The organism is Pseudomonas frederiksbergensis, assembly GCF_003732665.1.
GTDB classification, from domain to species: Bacteria; Pseudomonadota; Gammaproteobacteria; order Pseudomonadales; family Pseudomonadaceae; genus Aquipseudomonas; species Aquipseudomonas frederiksbergensis_G.
Genome location: NZ_MOBP01000012.1, coordinates 81,094 through 96,611, shown reverse-complemented (window position 1 = coordinate 96,611; position 15,518 = coordinate 81,094). Strand labels below are relative to the sequence as shown.

The 15,518-nt window shown below is 55.8% G+C and carries 14 protein-coding genes; 6 read left to right on the top strand and 8 right to left on the bottom strand.

Annotated elements, in window-relative coordinates:
- Positions 1-4 precede the first annotated feature (4 nt).
- Both BK665_RS18150 and BK665_RS18145 read left to right on the top strand, forming a co-directional pair.
- Complete coding sequence (locus BK665_RS18150; protein ID WP_123407831.1) at positions 5-931, top strand: SMP-30/gluconolactonase/LRE family protein; 927 nt, start codon at positions 5-7, stop codon at positions 929-931.
- Positions 932-1,038: 107 nt separating this feature from the next.
- Entirely contained in the window at positions 1,039-2,325 is a 1,287-nt protein-coding gene (locus tag BK665_RS18145; protein WP_123407830.1) for a CitMHS family transporter, read from the top strand.
- A 109-nt stretch (positions 2,326-2,434) separates the two neighbouring features.
- Here the strand turns inward: BK665_RS18145 and BK665_RS35380 are convergent, their stop codons facing one another.
- Entirely contained in the window at positions 2,435-2,725 is a 291-nt protein-coding gene (locus tag BK665_RS35380) for a helix-turn-helix transcriptional regulator (protein WP_123407829.1), read from the bottom strand.
- Between the two features lie 544 nt (positions 2,726-3,269).
- Between BK665_RS35380 and BK665_RS34315 the strand changes: the two genes are divergently transcribed.
- On the top strand, positions 3,270-3,680 hold the full coding sequence (locus BK665_RS34315; protein WP_148053232.1) for a hypothetical protein: 411 nt from the start codon (positions 3,270-3,272) through the stop codon (positions 3,678-3,680).
- A 173-nt stretch (positions 3,681-3,853) separates the two neighbouring features.
- Here the strand turns inward: BK665_RS34315 and BK665_RS18130 are convergent, their stop codons facing one another.
- The gene (locus BK665_RS18130) at positions 3,854-4,834 is read right to left on the bottom strand and encodes an isopenicillin N synthase family dioxygenase (protein ID WP_123407827.1); all 981 of its coding nucleotides are present in this window, start codon (positions 4,832-4,834) and stop codon (positions 3,854-3,856) included.
- Positions 4,835-5,105: 271 nt separating this feature from the next.
- Between BK665_RS18130 and BK665_RS18125 the strand changes: the two genes are divergently transcribed.
- A complete protein-coding gene (locus BK665_RS18125; RefSeq protein ID WP_123408422.1) occupies positions 5,106-7,142 on the top strand; it encodes an NADH:flavin oxidoreductase in 2,037 nt (678 codons plus the stop codon).
- Between the two features lie 89 nt (positions 7,143-7,231).
- Here BK665_RS18125 and BK665_RS18120 read toward each other — a convergent pair whose 3' ends face one another.
- A complete protein-coding gene (locus tag BK665_RS18120) occupies positions 7,232-8,008 on the bottom strand; it encodes a pyrroline-5-carboxylate reductase family protein (RefSeq protein ID WP_123407826.1) in 777 nt (258 codons plus the stop codon).
- Complete coding sequence (locus BK665_RS18115; RefSeq protein WP_123407824.1) at positions 7,998-8,705, bottom strand: TetR/AcrR family transcriptional regulator; 708 nt, start codon at positions 8,703-8,705, stop codon at positions 7,998-8,000. Before BK665_RS18115 ends, BK665_RS18120 begins: the two co-directional genes overlap by 11 nt.
- A 294-nt stretch (positions 8,706-8,999) precedes the next feature.
- Here BK665_RS18115 and BK665_RS18110 point away from each other — a divergent pair, with 294 nt between their 5' ends.
- Together BK665_RS18110 and BK665_RS18105 are read left to right on the top strand one after the other, a co-directional pair.
- Positions 9,000-9,767, top strand: a complete 768-nt coding sequence (locus tag BK665_RS18110) for an SDR family NAD(P)-dependent oxidoreductase (protein ID WP_123407822.1) — start codon at positions 9,000-9,002, stop codon at positions 9,765-9,767.
- 11 nt (positions 9,768-9,778) lie between these two features.
- Complete coding sequence (locus BK665_RS18105) at positions 9,779-10,534, top strand: SDR family NAD(P)-dependent oxidoreductase (RefSeq protein WP_123407820.1); 756 nt, start codon at positions 9,779-9,781, stop codon at positions 10,532-10,534.
- Positions 10,535-10,638: 104 nt separating this feature from the next.
- On the opposite strand, the gene BK665_RS18100 is transcribed toward BK665_RS18105, so the two are convergent.
- From BK665_RS18100 to BK665_RS18085, 4 genes are all read right to left on the bottom strand, one after another.
- Positions 10,639-11,553, bottom strand: coding sequence for a DMT family transporter (locus BK665_RS18100; protein ID WP_123407818.1), 915 nt, complete (start codon positions 11,551-11,553; stop codon positions 10,639-10,641).
- 69 nt (positions 11,554-11,622) lie between these two features.
- Positions 11,623-12,969, bottom strand: coding sequence for an NAD(P)/FAD-dependent oxidoreductase (locus BK665_RS18095; RefSeq protein WP_123407816.1), 1,347 nt, complete (start codon positions 12,967-12,969; stop codon positions 11,623-11,625).
- Entirely contained in the window at positions 12,966-14,483 is a 1,518-nt protein-coding gene (locus BK665_RS18090) for an aldehyde dehydrogenase (RefSeq protein WP_123407814.1), read from the bottom strand. Before BK665_RS18090 ends, BK665_RS18095 begins: the two co-directional genes overlap by 4 nt.
- The gene (locus BK665_RS18085; RefSeq protein WP_123407813.1) at positions 14,476-15,387 is read right to left on the bottom strand and encodes a dihydrodipicolinate synthase family protein; all 912 of its coding nucleotides are present in this window, start codon (positions 15,385-15,387) and stop codon (positions 14,476-14,478) included. The genes BK665_RS18090 and BK665_RS18085 overlap by 8 nt, the downstream gene beginning before the upstream one ends.
- Between the last annotated feature and the right edge of the window lie 131 nt (positions 15,388-15,518).

Sequence of the window (15,518 nt, the reverse complement as noted above, 5' to 3'; positions counted from 1 at the left end):
TTCTGTGAGCCTTTATGCCCCGCCGCGTGATTTAGCGACTCGCGTATTTACTACGTTGCCTGAAACGTTCTGGAAGGACGGTGACTCCGACTGGGTGCGCGCAAACAAGCCAGGACAGAAAGTCAAAAGCTTTCTGGAGGGGCCATCCTTCGACGTAAACGGAAATCTCTACGTAACGGACATTCCCTACGGTCGTATTTTTCAAATAGACCCACAGGGCAATTGGACGCTGGTTGCGGAATATGACGGTTGGCCGAACGGACTGAAAGTCCATCGGGACGGTCGAGTTTTCATCGCCGACTACAAGCAGGGCATTCTTGTACTCGATCCATACACAGGCTCAATCGCCCCATTTCTAACGCACAGCCGTAGCGAAGGGTTCAAGGGCGTAAACGATTTGTTCTTTGATGGAAGCGGAAGGCTTTACTTCACCGATCAAGGTCAGACCGGCCAACAGGATCCTACGGGTCGAGTGTTTGCCTACGACCTGGATAAAGAAATCCTGACCCGTTTGATAGACAACGGCCCAAGCCCTAACGGCTTGGTCATGAATCTCCAACAGAATGCGCTATTCGTTGCGATGACACGCGGCAATGCAATCTGGCGTCTGCCGATTCAAAGCGATGGCGGAACCAGCAAAGTTGGCATCTTCACCGCCATGGCCGGAGGTGTCAGCGGGGCCGATGGCCTGGCACTTGACTGCGTGGGTAATCTTTACGTGTGCGATGCCGGGAATGCCTGTGTCTGGGTTTTCGACCCACATGCTGTCCCGCTCTATCGCATTCGATCCTGCACCGATGGACGCACCCTGACCAACCTGGCGTTTGGTGGTGAAGGCAACAAGCAATTGTTCATCACTGACTCCTCTACCGGCTCGATATTGGTAGCCGATCTCGAACACGCCGGTCTGCCCATGTTTTCCCACGGCTAACCCCATGAAGCGGCGAACTCTGTGCGCTGCCCGCACGGGATTCGTTCGGCCAGAAAAAAGTGCGCGCTCACTGCGCCAGCCCTACAAGACTAATAAAAGGCACACCCATGTTGATCTTCTTAAGCTACGCAATGATTGTTTGTTTCATGTACCTGATCATGAGCAAACGCCTGTCCCCCTTGGTAGCGCTATTGCTCGTCCCTGTCGTATTCGGGTGCCTGGGAGGCTTTGCGACGCAACTCGGCGCAATGATGTACGACGGCGTAAAAATGCTCGCGCCGACAGGAATCATGCTGACGTTCGCGATCCTGTATTTCTGCCTGATGACGGATGCGGGGCTGTTCAATCCACTGATTAAAGTATTGCTGCGCTTGGTAAAAGGCGACCCTCGCAAGATCGTTGTCGGTACTGCTGTTCTGGGACTGTGTGTCGGTCTTGATGGCGACGGCGCAACCACCTACATCATCGCCACTGCGGCCTTCTTGCCGTTATACCGGCTGACGGGCATCCGGCTGCAGGTGATGGCGACCGTTTTGCTGATGGCCATCGGCGTGATGAATATCCTGCCGTGGGCAGGGCCGTTTTCTCGTGCGGCCAGTGCCATGCATGTGGACATCACAACGCTGTTTCTGGACATGGTTCCGATCATGATCGCCGGTGCTGTCTGGGTGCTCTTCGCCGCTTGGTGGCTGGGACGCATGGAGTATCGTCGGCTCGGCGTGGTGACAGTCAGTGAAGAGCAGGTGCTTGAAGGTTATGCGCACATTCGCCTCACCGATCCGAAGTTTTTGTTCAACGTCGTGCTGACCCTGACACTGATCGCCGGCATGATGCTCAGCCTGATGCCCCTGCCGATTCTGTTCATGCTCGCCTTTGGCCTGGCTTGCCTAGTCAATTACCCAAGCCTGAAACAGCAGAAAGAAGTCATCGCCCGTCATGCCGACAACGTCTTGGCCGTCACGTTGCTGATCTTCGCTGCGGGTATATTCGTCGGCATCATGAGCGGCACCGGAATGATCAAGGCCATCTCGGACAACCTCATCATGATCCTGCCGGAACAGGCCGGCCATTACATGTCGTTGATCACGGCGCTGCTGAGCATGCCGTTCACTTATGTGCTGACCAACGATGCGTTTTACTTTGGCGTGTTACCCATCCTTGCGGAGACGGCCGCTCACTATGGGATTGGCCCGAATGAAATGGCAATTGCGTCACTGATTGGCCAGCCAGTCCACCTCCTCAGCCCTCTGGTTGCATCGACTTACTTGCTATGCGGGCTATTGGATATCGACTACGGCGATAACCAGCGAGTCTCTCTGAAATGGACGTTCGGAACGGTCTTGGTGATGCTTTTGGCTGCAATCGCGATTGGGGCGATAACCGTCATTAACTGATGGGTGACATGCGCCAGCTCAATTCCCTGGCGCTATTCATGTCCTACGGACTGTACTGCCGATTTACGCAAAACCCAATGTGTTTTAACCGGAAGAGTTTGGTTAAAACTTAATTTGCTAATTGATGTGTAGCGACTACGGCGCCCTGTTCACTGGGGCGCTCAAGATAATGTATTTCCTTACGATCAGCAGCGGGCTGTTGCCCAAACTCACGTTTGAATGCTCGTGAAAAGTCTGAGCTTGATGAAAAACCGCAGCAGACAGAAACTTCAGTCACGCTAATGTTTGTCTGCCTGAGTAGCGATCGGGCTTTCTGCAATCGGAGGCTTCGATGATATGCCTGCGGCGAGGCATGGTGAGTTCCTGTGAGAGAGTCAGCACCTGATGCTCGTCTGGCGATCTGAAAGGATCAAGCAACAATACGAATTCGAGTCTGTCCTGAAAAGGGACTTAAAAAGGGACTTAAATGTACCGGCTTCTACTGGATTTCAGTGGTTTTCCGCAGAAACGAAAAAAGACGCCTAAGCGTCTATTTCGCTAACCCCCAGCGTCCGGTGGACATCTGTGGATCAATATTTGGAGCGGGAAACGAGACTGAAATCCGCGCTCTTTCTCCTTGAAAGCATTGACCTTTTTGTGTGGTCCGCGCTTTCGATGTACGGGATGATGTACGTATTTTACAAGGCTGCAAAGGAGTCTTTTTTGACAAATTGCTTCAGCATTTTTAACGAACACACTCCTTGTAGCTGATCGACGAATTGAGGACGAATTGAGTCTGCTGCGCAGAAAGGCGGGCAGCATCCGGCCAAAAGCAGCCGCCCACGCATGGCCTTTTCCAGCCCAAAAAGATAATAATCGGAGCGGAGACGGCCTATTGAAAATTGGCTACATGGCTGAATACGTCTCTTCTTCAGCATTCCATTATCGAAATCAGAGTAAGACTCATGGGCGCGCCCATCATTATCGGCAACAGCTATGACCTCTGGGTCAGCAACAGCATGAAAGATACTTTTTGCGAGGTACTCACCGCAGTCGCAACCTTGGAAGGCCATGATGTGAAGGCCATATATGAGGAGGCACCAGGTGTGGCCGGCACCTATGGTGTTCCAGGCGTGGGTATCCTTCTCGACGAGTTCTATCTCTATCTTGGCGGATTTTCCGGGGTTCGACGCCACCTCGATGTTTGCCGAGTACGGCTAGACGAAGTCAGAGAATCTTGCGGACTGTCGCCAGTTGCTGCCGAACGCATGGCACACCTACTGGCATGGGTCGCATACCATATGGATGGCAACCCGATCCCTGTAGGCGGCTCTTTCTATGAGAGCTGGCCTCCTGACGCAGCTGAAACAAGGTAATACCCGCCTGCTTTCGGCCATAAGCGGCCAGTCGGCTCAAGCCTGCCTGGGCCGTAACAAGGCATACGCACGAGAACGGGAAAGGTCACCTGCAGAAAGACCTGGCGAAGTCTAAAGACTGATATCAAATCGTTCTACAACTTCACTGCAAACCCGCGACGCACACAGCCTCCCTACGCACCTTTCAAATGTGCATAGCTATCAACGAAACGCTTAAATTTATGTTGGCCGCACGTATACGCTCCGTACTTCGCGGGCAATGCCTCACTCACACAAGTGGGCACCGGCTCGACAATCGCGTCGAAGTCCAAATCAATAAAGAAAGGTATTGAATAACGCTCCAGGCCGCTCGTATTGATCACACGATGCATGGTCGAGGTGTAGCGGTCATTGGTGAGGGTCTGAACCAGATCACCAATATTGACGATAAACGTACCTTCAACCGGTGGCGCAGTGACCCACTCCCCCGCACGGTTCATGACTTGCAGACCGCCAACGGCATCCTGGGACAGGACCGTCAGGAAACCATAGTCCGTGTGAGCCCCAATACCGATCTCTTCTTGGGTCACCCTTCCGATCTGGGGTGGGTAACGCAAAACCCGCTGAATAGTGATGGGCTTGCGCTGACGCTGTTCAAAGTAGTCTTGCGCTAAACCCAGGCTGAGCGCAATTCCGCCAATCAGCTTTCGTGCGAGCGCCAGTACCGCGCAGTGATAAGCCTCGGCGACCTTCTCGAATTGCGGCAATGCAGACGGCATTTGATTAGGGCCAAAAAAGGGACAAACCTCATCGTAATGGGCTCCACAATCAAAACACTCTTTGAAATCGCGGGTATTGGCCGGGTCGACGTTTTCCGCGTACATCGGTATGTAACCCCGTAGCGTGAGGCCGGAGTTCACGATATTGAGTTTGTTTTTTTCCTCGTAAGGCAGTTTGAAAAAGCGTTTGGTGAAGGTGTACATCTCATCAATCAATTGCTGATCGATGCCATGATTTTTTATATAAAAAAATCCCACCTTTTCGCAGGCATCACCTATTTGAGTGGCCACCTGCAGCGGATTTTCACCGTTGATCAGCGGCGCTATATCGATGACGGGGATCTCAGTGAACGCGGTCTGTTTGCTCGCCAAACGAATATCAAATAACTCTGTCACTTTTGCTTTCCTCTGCAAAACATCAATAGGACAGAAGATTCAGAAAGCACAACGGCGCCCTCTTTCATCTCACTGAATCACATCTGAACCGTCACCTTTAAACACTCACTGTTCCATTCAGGTCTTCGTTTCGATTGGGCGGATGTTAATCCTGGATTTTTTGTCACGCAAGCAAAATGTACACATGTGTCAGGAATCGTTGACACAGATGTACATTTATTCTAACTTCAAGTCACCGAGCCAGATGAAGCCCACCTTGGAGCGCACTGCGATGTCCAGCGATCCCTTGCTGCAACCCTATAAAATCAAGAACCTGACCCTTAGAAACCGGATCATGACCACCTCCCATGAACCGGCCTACCCTGTGGACGGCATGCCCAAGGATCTCTACCGCGCTTACCACGTGGAGCGCGCAAAAGCCGGAGTCGCCCTGACCATGACGGCCGGTTCCGCTGCCGTCTCAAGGGACAGCCCACCGGTGTTCAACAATGTGCTCGCCTACAAGGACGAAGTGGTCGGATGGCTGAAAGACCTGACCGATGAATGCCACGAACACGGTGCAGCGGTGATGATTCAACTGACGCACCTGGGCCGTCGCACCCGCTGGGACAAGGCCGACTGGTTACCCGTGGTGTCGCCTTCGCACCGCCGCGAGACATCGCACCGTTCCTTCCCGAAGAAAATGGAGGAATGGGACATCGAGCGGATCATCAAGGACTATGTCGACGCCGCGGAGCGCATGAAAGCGGCAGGTCTCGATGGCCTGGAGCTTCAGGCTTACGGCCATTTGATGGACCAGTTCTGGTCGCCGTTGACCAATGACCTCGACGGCCCTTACGGCGGCTCGCTGGAAAACCGCATGCGCTTCACCTTCGACGTCTTGCGTGGCATCCGCCAGCGGGTCGGCGAAGATTTTCTGTTGGGCGTTCGCTACACCGGTGATGAAGAGTTGCCCGGAGGCTTCACGGCCAGAGAGGGCATGCAGGTGTCTCACATGCTCAAGGACAGCGGGCTGGTTGATTTCCTGAACGTCGTGCGCGGTCACATTGATACGGATGCCGGCCTGACCGATGTGATCCCGATTCAGGGCATGCGCAACTCACCGCACCTCGACTTCGCGGGTGAGATTCGCTCGTCAACCGGCTTCCCGACCTTCCACGCCGCCAAGATCCCCGATGTGGCCACCGCGCGCTACGCGATCGCCTCGGGCAAAGTGGACATGGTGGGCATGACCCGGGCGCACATGACCGACCCACATATCGTGCGCAAAATCATCGAGAGGCGCGAAGAAGAGATTCGCCCGTGCGTAGGTGCCAACTACTGTCTGGACCGCATCTACCAGGGCGGTGCGGCCTATTGCATCCACAACGCGGCGACGGGTCGCGAAACCACCATGCCCCACGAAATTCCTAAAGCCGCCGTCAGGCGCAAGGTGCTGGTAATCGGCAGCGGCCCGGCGGGGCTGGAAGCAGCTCGGGTCGCCGGTGAGCGCGGCCATGACGTGACGGTGCTCGAGGCGGCTGACCAGCCCGGCGGGCAGATTCGCCTGACGGCGCTGAGCGAGCGACGTCGCGAGATGATCAGCATCATTGATTGGCGCATGGCGCAATGCGAACGGCTGGGGGTGAAGTTTCATTTCAACACCTGGGCCGAAGCCGACACCGTGCAAGCCTTCGAACCAGACGTGGTCATCGTTGCCACCGGCGGCCTGCCGGATACCGAGGTGCTCAGCGCAGGCAACGAACACATGGTTTCAACCTGGGACATCATTTCCGGCGACATCAAGCCGGGCCGCAACGTATTGATCTTCGACGATGCGGGGGATCATGCCGCCCTGCAGGCTGCCGAAGTCATCGCGCAAAGCGGTGCGACCGTGGAGATCGTCACACCAGACCGCTCGTTTGCACCTGAAGTCATGGCCATGAACCTGGTGCCCTACATGCGCAGCCTGCAGGACCTGGCCGTCACTTTCACCGTCACCTATTGGGTCGATACCGTGGAAAAACGCGATGGCGGGCTTGTTGCCACCTTGGGCAGCGATTACGGCAAGGTTCACAAGCAACGCGTGGTCGATCAGGTGGTCGTCAACCACGGCACCCTTCCTCTGGACGATTTGTACTTCGACCTGCGTCCGCTCTCCAGCAATGGCGGCGCGGTGGAGCAGCATGACTTGATCGCCGGCACGGCACAGAACATCGTCACCAATCCCGAGGGGCGCTTCCAGCTGTTCCGGATCGGCGATGCCGTGTCAGCTCGCAATACTCACGCGGCCATCTACGACGCTTTGCGCCTGGTGAAAGACCTCTGAATCCAGGCCTCCCTTCCGGGTGGAAGGGAGGTTCGCGATTAAAAACTGAAGGCCCTATAACGGGCCTTCAGTGCTAATTATTGCCCCGATTACAGACCGCCCCGCGCCACTTCAGCGCCCGCCTGGACCGCTCGGCCGACGATGGACTCGATGTCTTGATCGGCCATCGACTGCAACGCGGCTGCCGTCACACCCCGGTATGCCATCAACGATTCAATCATTTGCCGCGGATCGCGGTTGGCCAACATCTGCTTGCCGCCCACCACCACGCCTTGTGCTGCACGCTGCGCGATGGCAAGAGGAATTCCCGCCGCCACCGCCTGATTAGTCAGCGCCATCTGCAACATTGCCGGGAACGCCGGCCCCGTCCCGGACAATGCGCTGAGGTAATCAATACCGTCTTCGTCAGGCAGTTCGTCCGCCGCACCGACGCACTCGAATAAACGCTGCACCCATTCGCGGTCGCGTGCAACAAGGTTTCCGACACAGTACCAGGGCGTGAACGACTGTCTGATTTCCACGGCTGCATTCGGCATGGCCCGCACTATTACATCCGCCCCGGTGGCCGCGCTGATGGCTGCCGCCGAAACGCCAGCCATGAGAGAAATCACTAGCTTGCCACGGGCGTTGATCTGCAGCTCGCGAAACTGCTCCGGCCGGATGGAGAGCACGACAATATCGCAGAGGTCCACCAACTGCTGGTTGTCGGCGAGCAACTTCACACCTGGCTCGCAGGTACTGACACCGGAGCGGTTCGAAATCAACAAATGGTCAGGCTTGATGAAACTGCTTTCGAGGAGCGCCTCGGCAATTGCACGCCCGAGCCAGCCGGTGCCCCCAATGATACCCAGCATTCTATTCCCCATCGGCAGCGGACTCCTCGAATGTTTCGATCAACGAAACGAAAACGCCGGCCTCCTTTTCTGCGTAGCCGAACTTTCCATAGAAGCGATCCAGCTCGCGCCGTTTCGGTACTTTGCCGGTAAACACGCTCACGTACTGAGGAATCCGTCGAAATCGAACGATGATATCTTCATTCGTTTTCATGGAGATGTAGCCAATCTGCGTGAGGTAGATCGTCCTGGCCCGAACATCGGCCCCCTCGCCGTCGTAGCCAAACCGTCGGAACATCGCGGCCAGGGCATTAATTCGCGCCTCATCGGCCAGAGCGATTTCTGCTTTGACCTCGTCCGATTGCAGCGCCCAACTGCGCACCGCAAATTCGAACTGTGAGTCGAACAGCTCGGGGTTCACCCAGCACTCGAAGACGTTGAGAATCGCTTCGGAAATACTTTCCGCATAACTCTCACATTGGCTGATCATACCGCCGGTGTTCTTGTCCCGCCATCGAGCGAGGAGCGCCGCGAGCAGCTGTTCCCGATCTTCATAGAACCAATAGAAGCTGGTGCGAGACAAATTCAAGCGTTTCGCCAGCGGCATTACCCGCACAGCATCCACACCCGACTCTTTAAGGGCATCGTAGGCTGCGTCCAGCCAACCATCGACGGAGCCTCGCCAGCCTGCGTCCTGTGCTTTGGTTTTCGCCCTTCCTGTCTGTGACATTCGGGTTGCACCTTTAATTAAAAATTCAGCCCCACTGTACACTCCTCAAGCCGGTGGCGTACACGGCATGTACAGCGGCGTACATTTTTTAGACACTGATCCGCATTCGATCTCACAACGAACTACCACACTGGATACCGCCCGAGCCGGGCGACTGGTCACTTATGATCGGCTGTCGATTCCATCTTTCAGATAACAAAAGGTTATCTTTGCCCCTATAAAAAAGTTGCTAGACGATGAGAACCAATAAAACCAAATAATGGTTCTACCAAAAAACAATAATAGGTAGGTGCCATGAAGTTTAATAATAAAGTGGTGATCATCACCGGCGCTGCCGGGGGCGTCGGACAGGCGTTAGCATTACTGTTCGCCCGAGAAGGCGCAAAGCTTGTTTTGTCTGATCTTGATGAAGCTGGTTGCAAAACAATTTCCGCCAAAGTTCGTGACCTTGGCACTGAAGTGCACTACGTGGCTGGCGACTTACGCCGTAAAGAATATTGCGAAGCGATTGTCCAAACTGCCGTCGATGTTTTTTCGGGAATCGACATTGTATTGAACAATGCGGGCATCATTCCCCGCGGCACAATTGAGGAAACCACTGACGACATGTGGTTCGACGCCATGGGCGTAAACCTGAATGCGGTGTTCTTCATCTGCCGTGCCGCGATACCGCACATGAAAAATCGCCCGGGCGCTGCAATCGTCAACACATCATCTGTATGGGGTATTTATCCCGGCCCAGCTCACGTGGCGTATTGCACAAGCAAAGGGGCCGTCGCGGCTTTAACTAAAAATCTGGGCCGCGATTGCGCCCCTTTGGGCATCCGTGTCAACGCCGTGTGCCCGCACGAAATCAATACCCCGATGATACGCAGTGGCTTTGAGCGTCGAGGCCTGGATCCGGATAAAGCCGTGCAGGAACTGAACAAGAGCGTGCCATTGGGCCGTATCGCCGAGCCTGGAGACATTGCGGATGTCATCGCATTCCTGGCGTCCGACGAGGCCAGGTACATCGCCGGTGAAACGGTAGAAGTCACAGGCGCCAAGCCGGTATCCGGCTAAGGAGAGTAGCGATGCTCAAAGGTAAAAATGTAGTGGTGACCGGGGGCGGCAGAGGGATTGGCCGAGGCATCACCGAACAACTGCTGGAGGCGGGAGCTTCTGTGTTGATCGCTCAGCGTCAGGCACTGGACGCCGACTTGCAGAATCACCCTCAAGTCTGTTTCGTCGAGGCTGATCTCGCTTCGATGGAGTCACCGAGTTTGATTGCACAGTTTGCCCAGGAGCAGCTTGGCGGAATCGATGTATTGGTCAACAACGCCGGGTTCATGTTCGAGAAGTCCGTCGATGATATGACCGAGCAGGACTGGGATCGCATGATGGCTGTCAATCTGCGAGCGCCCGCGTTCCTGTGTAAGGCGTTGGTGCCTCAGATGCGTCAGCGAGGCGGTGGCAGCATTATCAACATCGGGTCGATCGAAGGGATAGGCGCCAACCCTGAACATGCCGCGTACTGTGCGTCCAAGGCGGGCATCCATGGGCTGACTCGAGCCTTGGCAATCGATCTCGGCCGCGACGGCATTCGCTGCAATGCCATTGCTCCGGGGTGGATCAACTCCGAGCTGAGTGATGCATACCTCTCAGCTCAAGCGGATCCGCGTACGGCTCGCCAGGCACTCCTGCGCCTTCACCCGGTCGGACGTACCGGGTTGCCAGCGGATGTGGGTGGGGCAGTCGTTTTCTTGGCCTGCGAATCATCGGCCTTCATCACCGGGCAGGTGCTGGTGGTGGATGGGGGGCGCACGGCGAAACTACCACTGCCGTTTTGATCGAATCCGCGCGAGCTGCAACGGAGGGAGGGACTTACCCTCCTCCGCTGCAAGATTCTGCGGTGGGATTTAATCCCTGAGCCCATGGCAGTCCGGTTGAATGCTCACGCCTTCGCTTTGATCGCATAAAGCCCACCGATAATCACCAACGCTGCGCCAACAACCAACCAGGTATCCGGGTGCTCGGCAAAAACGATTACACCAATCAACGTGGCGAACACCAGAAGCGCATAGTTGAAAGGCTGCAAGGTTGAAGCCGTCGCGTATTTCAGTGCTTGAATGAAGAGAATCTGTGCGACGACTCCCGTCAATGCCAGAATCCCCATCAAGAGGCCCTGGATCGGAGTCGGAGAAACCCATGCAGGCAGCCCCGCAAATGTGACCGTCAAGGCACCCACACACGCCATAAAGAGCATGTTCGTAGCAAAGGAGTCGTGCTGGCTGATTCGACGCGTCAGTACGTTGAATACCGCGAACGCCAAAGCAGCCAGCAGTGGGATCAGCGCCGCGAGTTCAAAAACTCCCGCGCCTGGCCGGAGGATGACCAGTGTGCCGGTGAATCCTATGGCCGCCGCAATCCAGCGCCGTAGACCTATGAACTCCCCAAGCACGGTCCCCGCCAAAGCCAGTGTCATCAGCGGAAATACGGCATAAAGTGCGTGCATTTCGGCCAGCCCCAAATATCGTAGCCCCACCGCAAACAGCAGTGTTTCACCCACGGCTAACAGCGCTCGAATGATTTGCAGCCAAGGGTGCTTACTGCGAAACGTTGCCTGGCCCCTGCCTAGGTAAGCGGCATATCCGAGAGCAAAAACGACAAACACCCAATAACGCACCATGACCAGTTGGGCGACGGGGAAGTCTTTGACCAGCACCTTGGTTACGCCGTCCTGGCTGGCGAAAATCAGCATTGAAAGCAGGCAGAGGAAAATCCCGAGTTGGGGCCTCGCGATCCCGGGATTAGCAGCAACGGTGGGCGTCGCTAAATGCACAATATTTTTTGTTCGGTCGCTATTCAATCAACCTTTCCTTCGTAGATCGTTCCGATCAGACTTTGAAGTCGGTAGATAGCCGACGACTTGAAATTGTCAGCCTTCTCGTCCGGCCCAAAACTCGTGCCAGCGAATAACCGAACTGACGCCCAGTTTCGTTATTATCCTGGGGGGTAGCTTGCTGGGGCCTGGCGCGTGACTGAAGCTATCGAGAAACTCCGAACGCGTACCCGAGGCCAACTCCGCAGCCATCACACCGGCCAGGGTGCTTTTCACAGTACCCAGTCCGTTTTCGCAGCAAGCCGAGTACAGGTTTTCTTCAATCTCGCCAAATGCAGCGGCGCTGTTACGACTCAGACACAGACGGCCGGCCCAACTGAATTCCAACGCGGTGGATTTCAATTCGGGAAAGCGCGCATCCAGGGAGTGTCGCTGTTCTTTGGCCACCGCCGCTACCCGCTCTGGAGTGACCTGGATACTCGGGTCATAGGTGAACTTGGTCCGGATGACGATACGCGAGAGACCGTCTGAAGAGATCTTGCGGACGGTCGCGCCCATTGGGTCCGCCGGCAACAAGGCCCATTTAGCTTTGCCGGGTACGTCTTTCCTGAGCTCATTATCACTGTACGCGGCCGTCATGGAGGCATAAGTGAAGACGTGCAACAGTCGTCCTTGATAATGGCCAAAGTCTTCAATGTGCCCGTTAACCCCCAGGATGACCTTGGGTGCATGCACCGTCCCGTTATGAGATAGAGCGCTCCAACCGCTACCCTGCCTGGTCAACTCAACAATCGGAGAGCGTTCGAAAAGCGTGATTTTCCCTTCGAGCCCTGCTGCCAGGTCTCTAATGTATTGCGCGGGTTGAATCATCACGGCGCCCGGCGTGTATATCCCACCGTGATAATAGGTAGACCCGGTGATTTCGCGCATTTGCGCAGCATCGAACATCTGGAACTTCTCGCCAATACGTTCAAGGGATTGAGCGTAATTGACGTTCAGTTTCAATCCCCGCTCAGTGGCGGCCGCGTTGATCTTCCCGGAAGGGTCGAACGTGTCGGCAGACATGCCGTACTCCCGCGCAGCGGCAGCGGCAAAAGCAATCGCAAAGCGGTTCTGCGCAATTTCCAGCGCCGTTGCAGACTCACTCGCCACCGAGTATTCCCCGGACGACAGACTGTGCGGCACATCGATCATGAAACCAGAGTTTCTGCCCGCCGGCCCCTTGGCGACTTCATGAGCATCGACCACGACAATGCTGTCACCGGGGTGCAGCTGTGAAAGTCTGCGAGCGGCGGACAGGCCGGCAAAACCGGCCCCGATAATCAGCCAGTCCGCCGTCACATTTCCATCAAGCATGCGGACAGGCGCAGTGCGTTCGGAAATCGCCTCCCAACCTGAAACCCCGGTATCTACCGGCAGGCGCTTGATGGTATGGGTGCTCATTTTTCGGTCTCTTCATCCGACCGATCAGACACATCGATCCAGATGGTTTTGATTTCGGTGTACTGGTCATGGGCGAAAATGGATTTGTCCCGACCGCCGAAGCCCGACTCCTTGTAGCCACCGAAGGGTGTCGATGCGTCGCCCTCACCAAAACAGTTCACAGTGACAATGCCCGCGCGAATTTCTCGCGACAACTTGATTGCCCGCCGCAGGCTGCCGGTATATACCGAGGCCGCGAGGCCGTAGACCGTGTCATTGGCCAGGGCAATGGCTTCGGAGATCGTGTTGAAGGTGGTGACCGAGAGAATCGGGCCGAAGATCTCTTCCTGGAACAGCCGGTTGTCTCGACCGACACCGTCAATCACCGTCGGCTCTACAAAGGCGCCGTCTTTGGTCGCGCCACCGTAAACCACTTCAAGCTTTCCGGCGGCGGCGTGCTCAAGGTACGACTTCACTTTGGCAAAATGCTCAGGGCTGACCAGCGACCCTACGCGGTTTTCCGGATCGAGTGGATCGCCCATTTTCCATTCGCGGATGTAGGCGCCCATGCGCTTCAGCAGCTCGTCCTTAACCGATGCATGGACGATCAGACGAGAAGTTGCGGAGCAGTTCTCGCCCATGTTCCAGAACGCGCCATTGACGACATGCTGAGCCACGAGATCCAGGTCTTGGGCATCGTCCATCACCACGGCCGGATTTTTTCCGCCGCACTCGAGGACGATGCGTTTCAGGTTCGAATCGGCGGCGTAATGCAGGAAACGACGGCCGGTCGCGGTGGAGCCGGTGAAGCTGACCATGTCGACATCGTTATGCAAACCAATCGGTTCACCGACGTCCTTGCCCGTGCCGGTGACAATGTTGAGTACGCCGGCAGGTACGCCGGCTTCAAACGCCAGCTGCGCGACACGCAACGTGGTCAGCGAGGTTTGCTCAGCAGGTTTGACTATGACCGAACAGCCCGCAGCGAGCGCCGGGCCGATTTTCCAGGCCAGCATCAGCAGCGGGAAGTTCCAGGGCAATACGCAGCCCACCACGCCGATTGGCTCCCGAACCACCATGGTCAGCGCGTCGCTGCCCACCGGAGCGGTGTTGTCGTAAATCTTGTCAATCAGTTCTGCGTGCCAGCGGATCGTGTGGATGGTGTCCGGGATGTCGACCAACTGGCATTCACTGACCGGTTTGCCGCTATCGAGACTTTCGAGGACAGCCAGTTCGTGTTGATGGCTTTCAAGCAGATTTGCAAACTTCAACAGGACCGCTTTGCGCTCCCGCGGAGAAACAGATCTCCAGCGTCCATCCTCAAAGGCCTCCTTGGCATTGCTCACCGCGAAGTCGACATCCTCGGACGAACACGCTGCGACGTCGGTCAAAAAGTCACCGGTCGCCGGGTTGTTCGTGGCGAAGGTTTTGCCAGAGATCGCAGGCTTGAATGCGCCATTGATGAACGCCTTGGACGGCAACGCAATGTCTTTGGCCAGCGCGGCATATTCGGCCTTGCTCAGAAGATCACCCATGGCTGGCTCCCGAAGAAATATTGGCTACGTTACGTTTGAGTTCAGTAATGACCGACGAGATACTCTGCTTTTCGTCCGCTTCCAGTGGCTGCAATGGCAGGCGCACGTTACCGACGTTCAATCCGGCAACTTCGCAGCCGTACTTGATCGACTGCACGAACTTGCCACCGTCCAGGGCATTCATCAGCGGCATCATTGCCGACATGATTTGACGGCCTTTATCGAAGTTCTTTTCGATCACGCAGGCTTCATAAAGCGCAACGTGTTCCCTGGGCAGGAAGTTAGAACCTGCGCACACCCAACTGCGGGCGCCCCAAGCAAAAAACTCGAGGGCCTGGTCGTCCCATCCGCAGGACAAGGCGATGTTGGGGAACTGCCGGGCCAGCATATGCACCTGACCCATGTCGCCGGAACTTTCCTTGATGGCGACGACGTTTTTCGATTGGCTGACACGCGTGAAATATTCTTCATCCATCGAAACGCACATGCGTCCCGGATAGTTGTAAAGCATGATCGGCAAGCCTGCTGCGCGATCGATAGTCAGCGCGTGAATCGCGTTTTCCTGTGAGGTTGGCAGCGCATAAGGCGGGGACGTGACGAGAATGGCGTCCGCTTTGATCGCTTTGGCATCCTTGGCGTACTGAACCGCATCTTCGGTGCGAATCGCCCCGGTACTGACGATCAGTTGCACCCGAGTGCCAATCACATCTTTGGCGTAGGCTGCCAACTCGGTGCGTTCTTCCGCAGTCTGCGCATAATACTCACCGGTCGACCCACCGATAATAATGCCGTGCACCTTCGCCTCGATCAGCGACTCCAAAACTTCCGAGTACACGTTCCAGTCAATCTCCCCATCAGAGTTATAAGGAGTTACTGCTGGCGTATAAATACCTTCAAATTTCAAGATAAATGCTCCGAATGCGAGTTAGGTGGGAGATCAACGAACGCGTCAGCTTTGATGCCTTGAGGCGCGACAAGAATCTTCATGTTTTCACGGGACGGTTCCCCCTGCTCAAACACGAGATCAATTGCGGC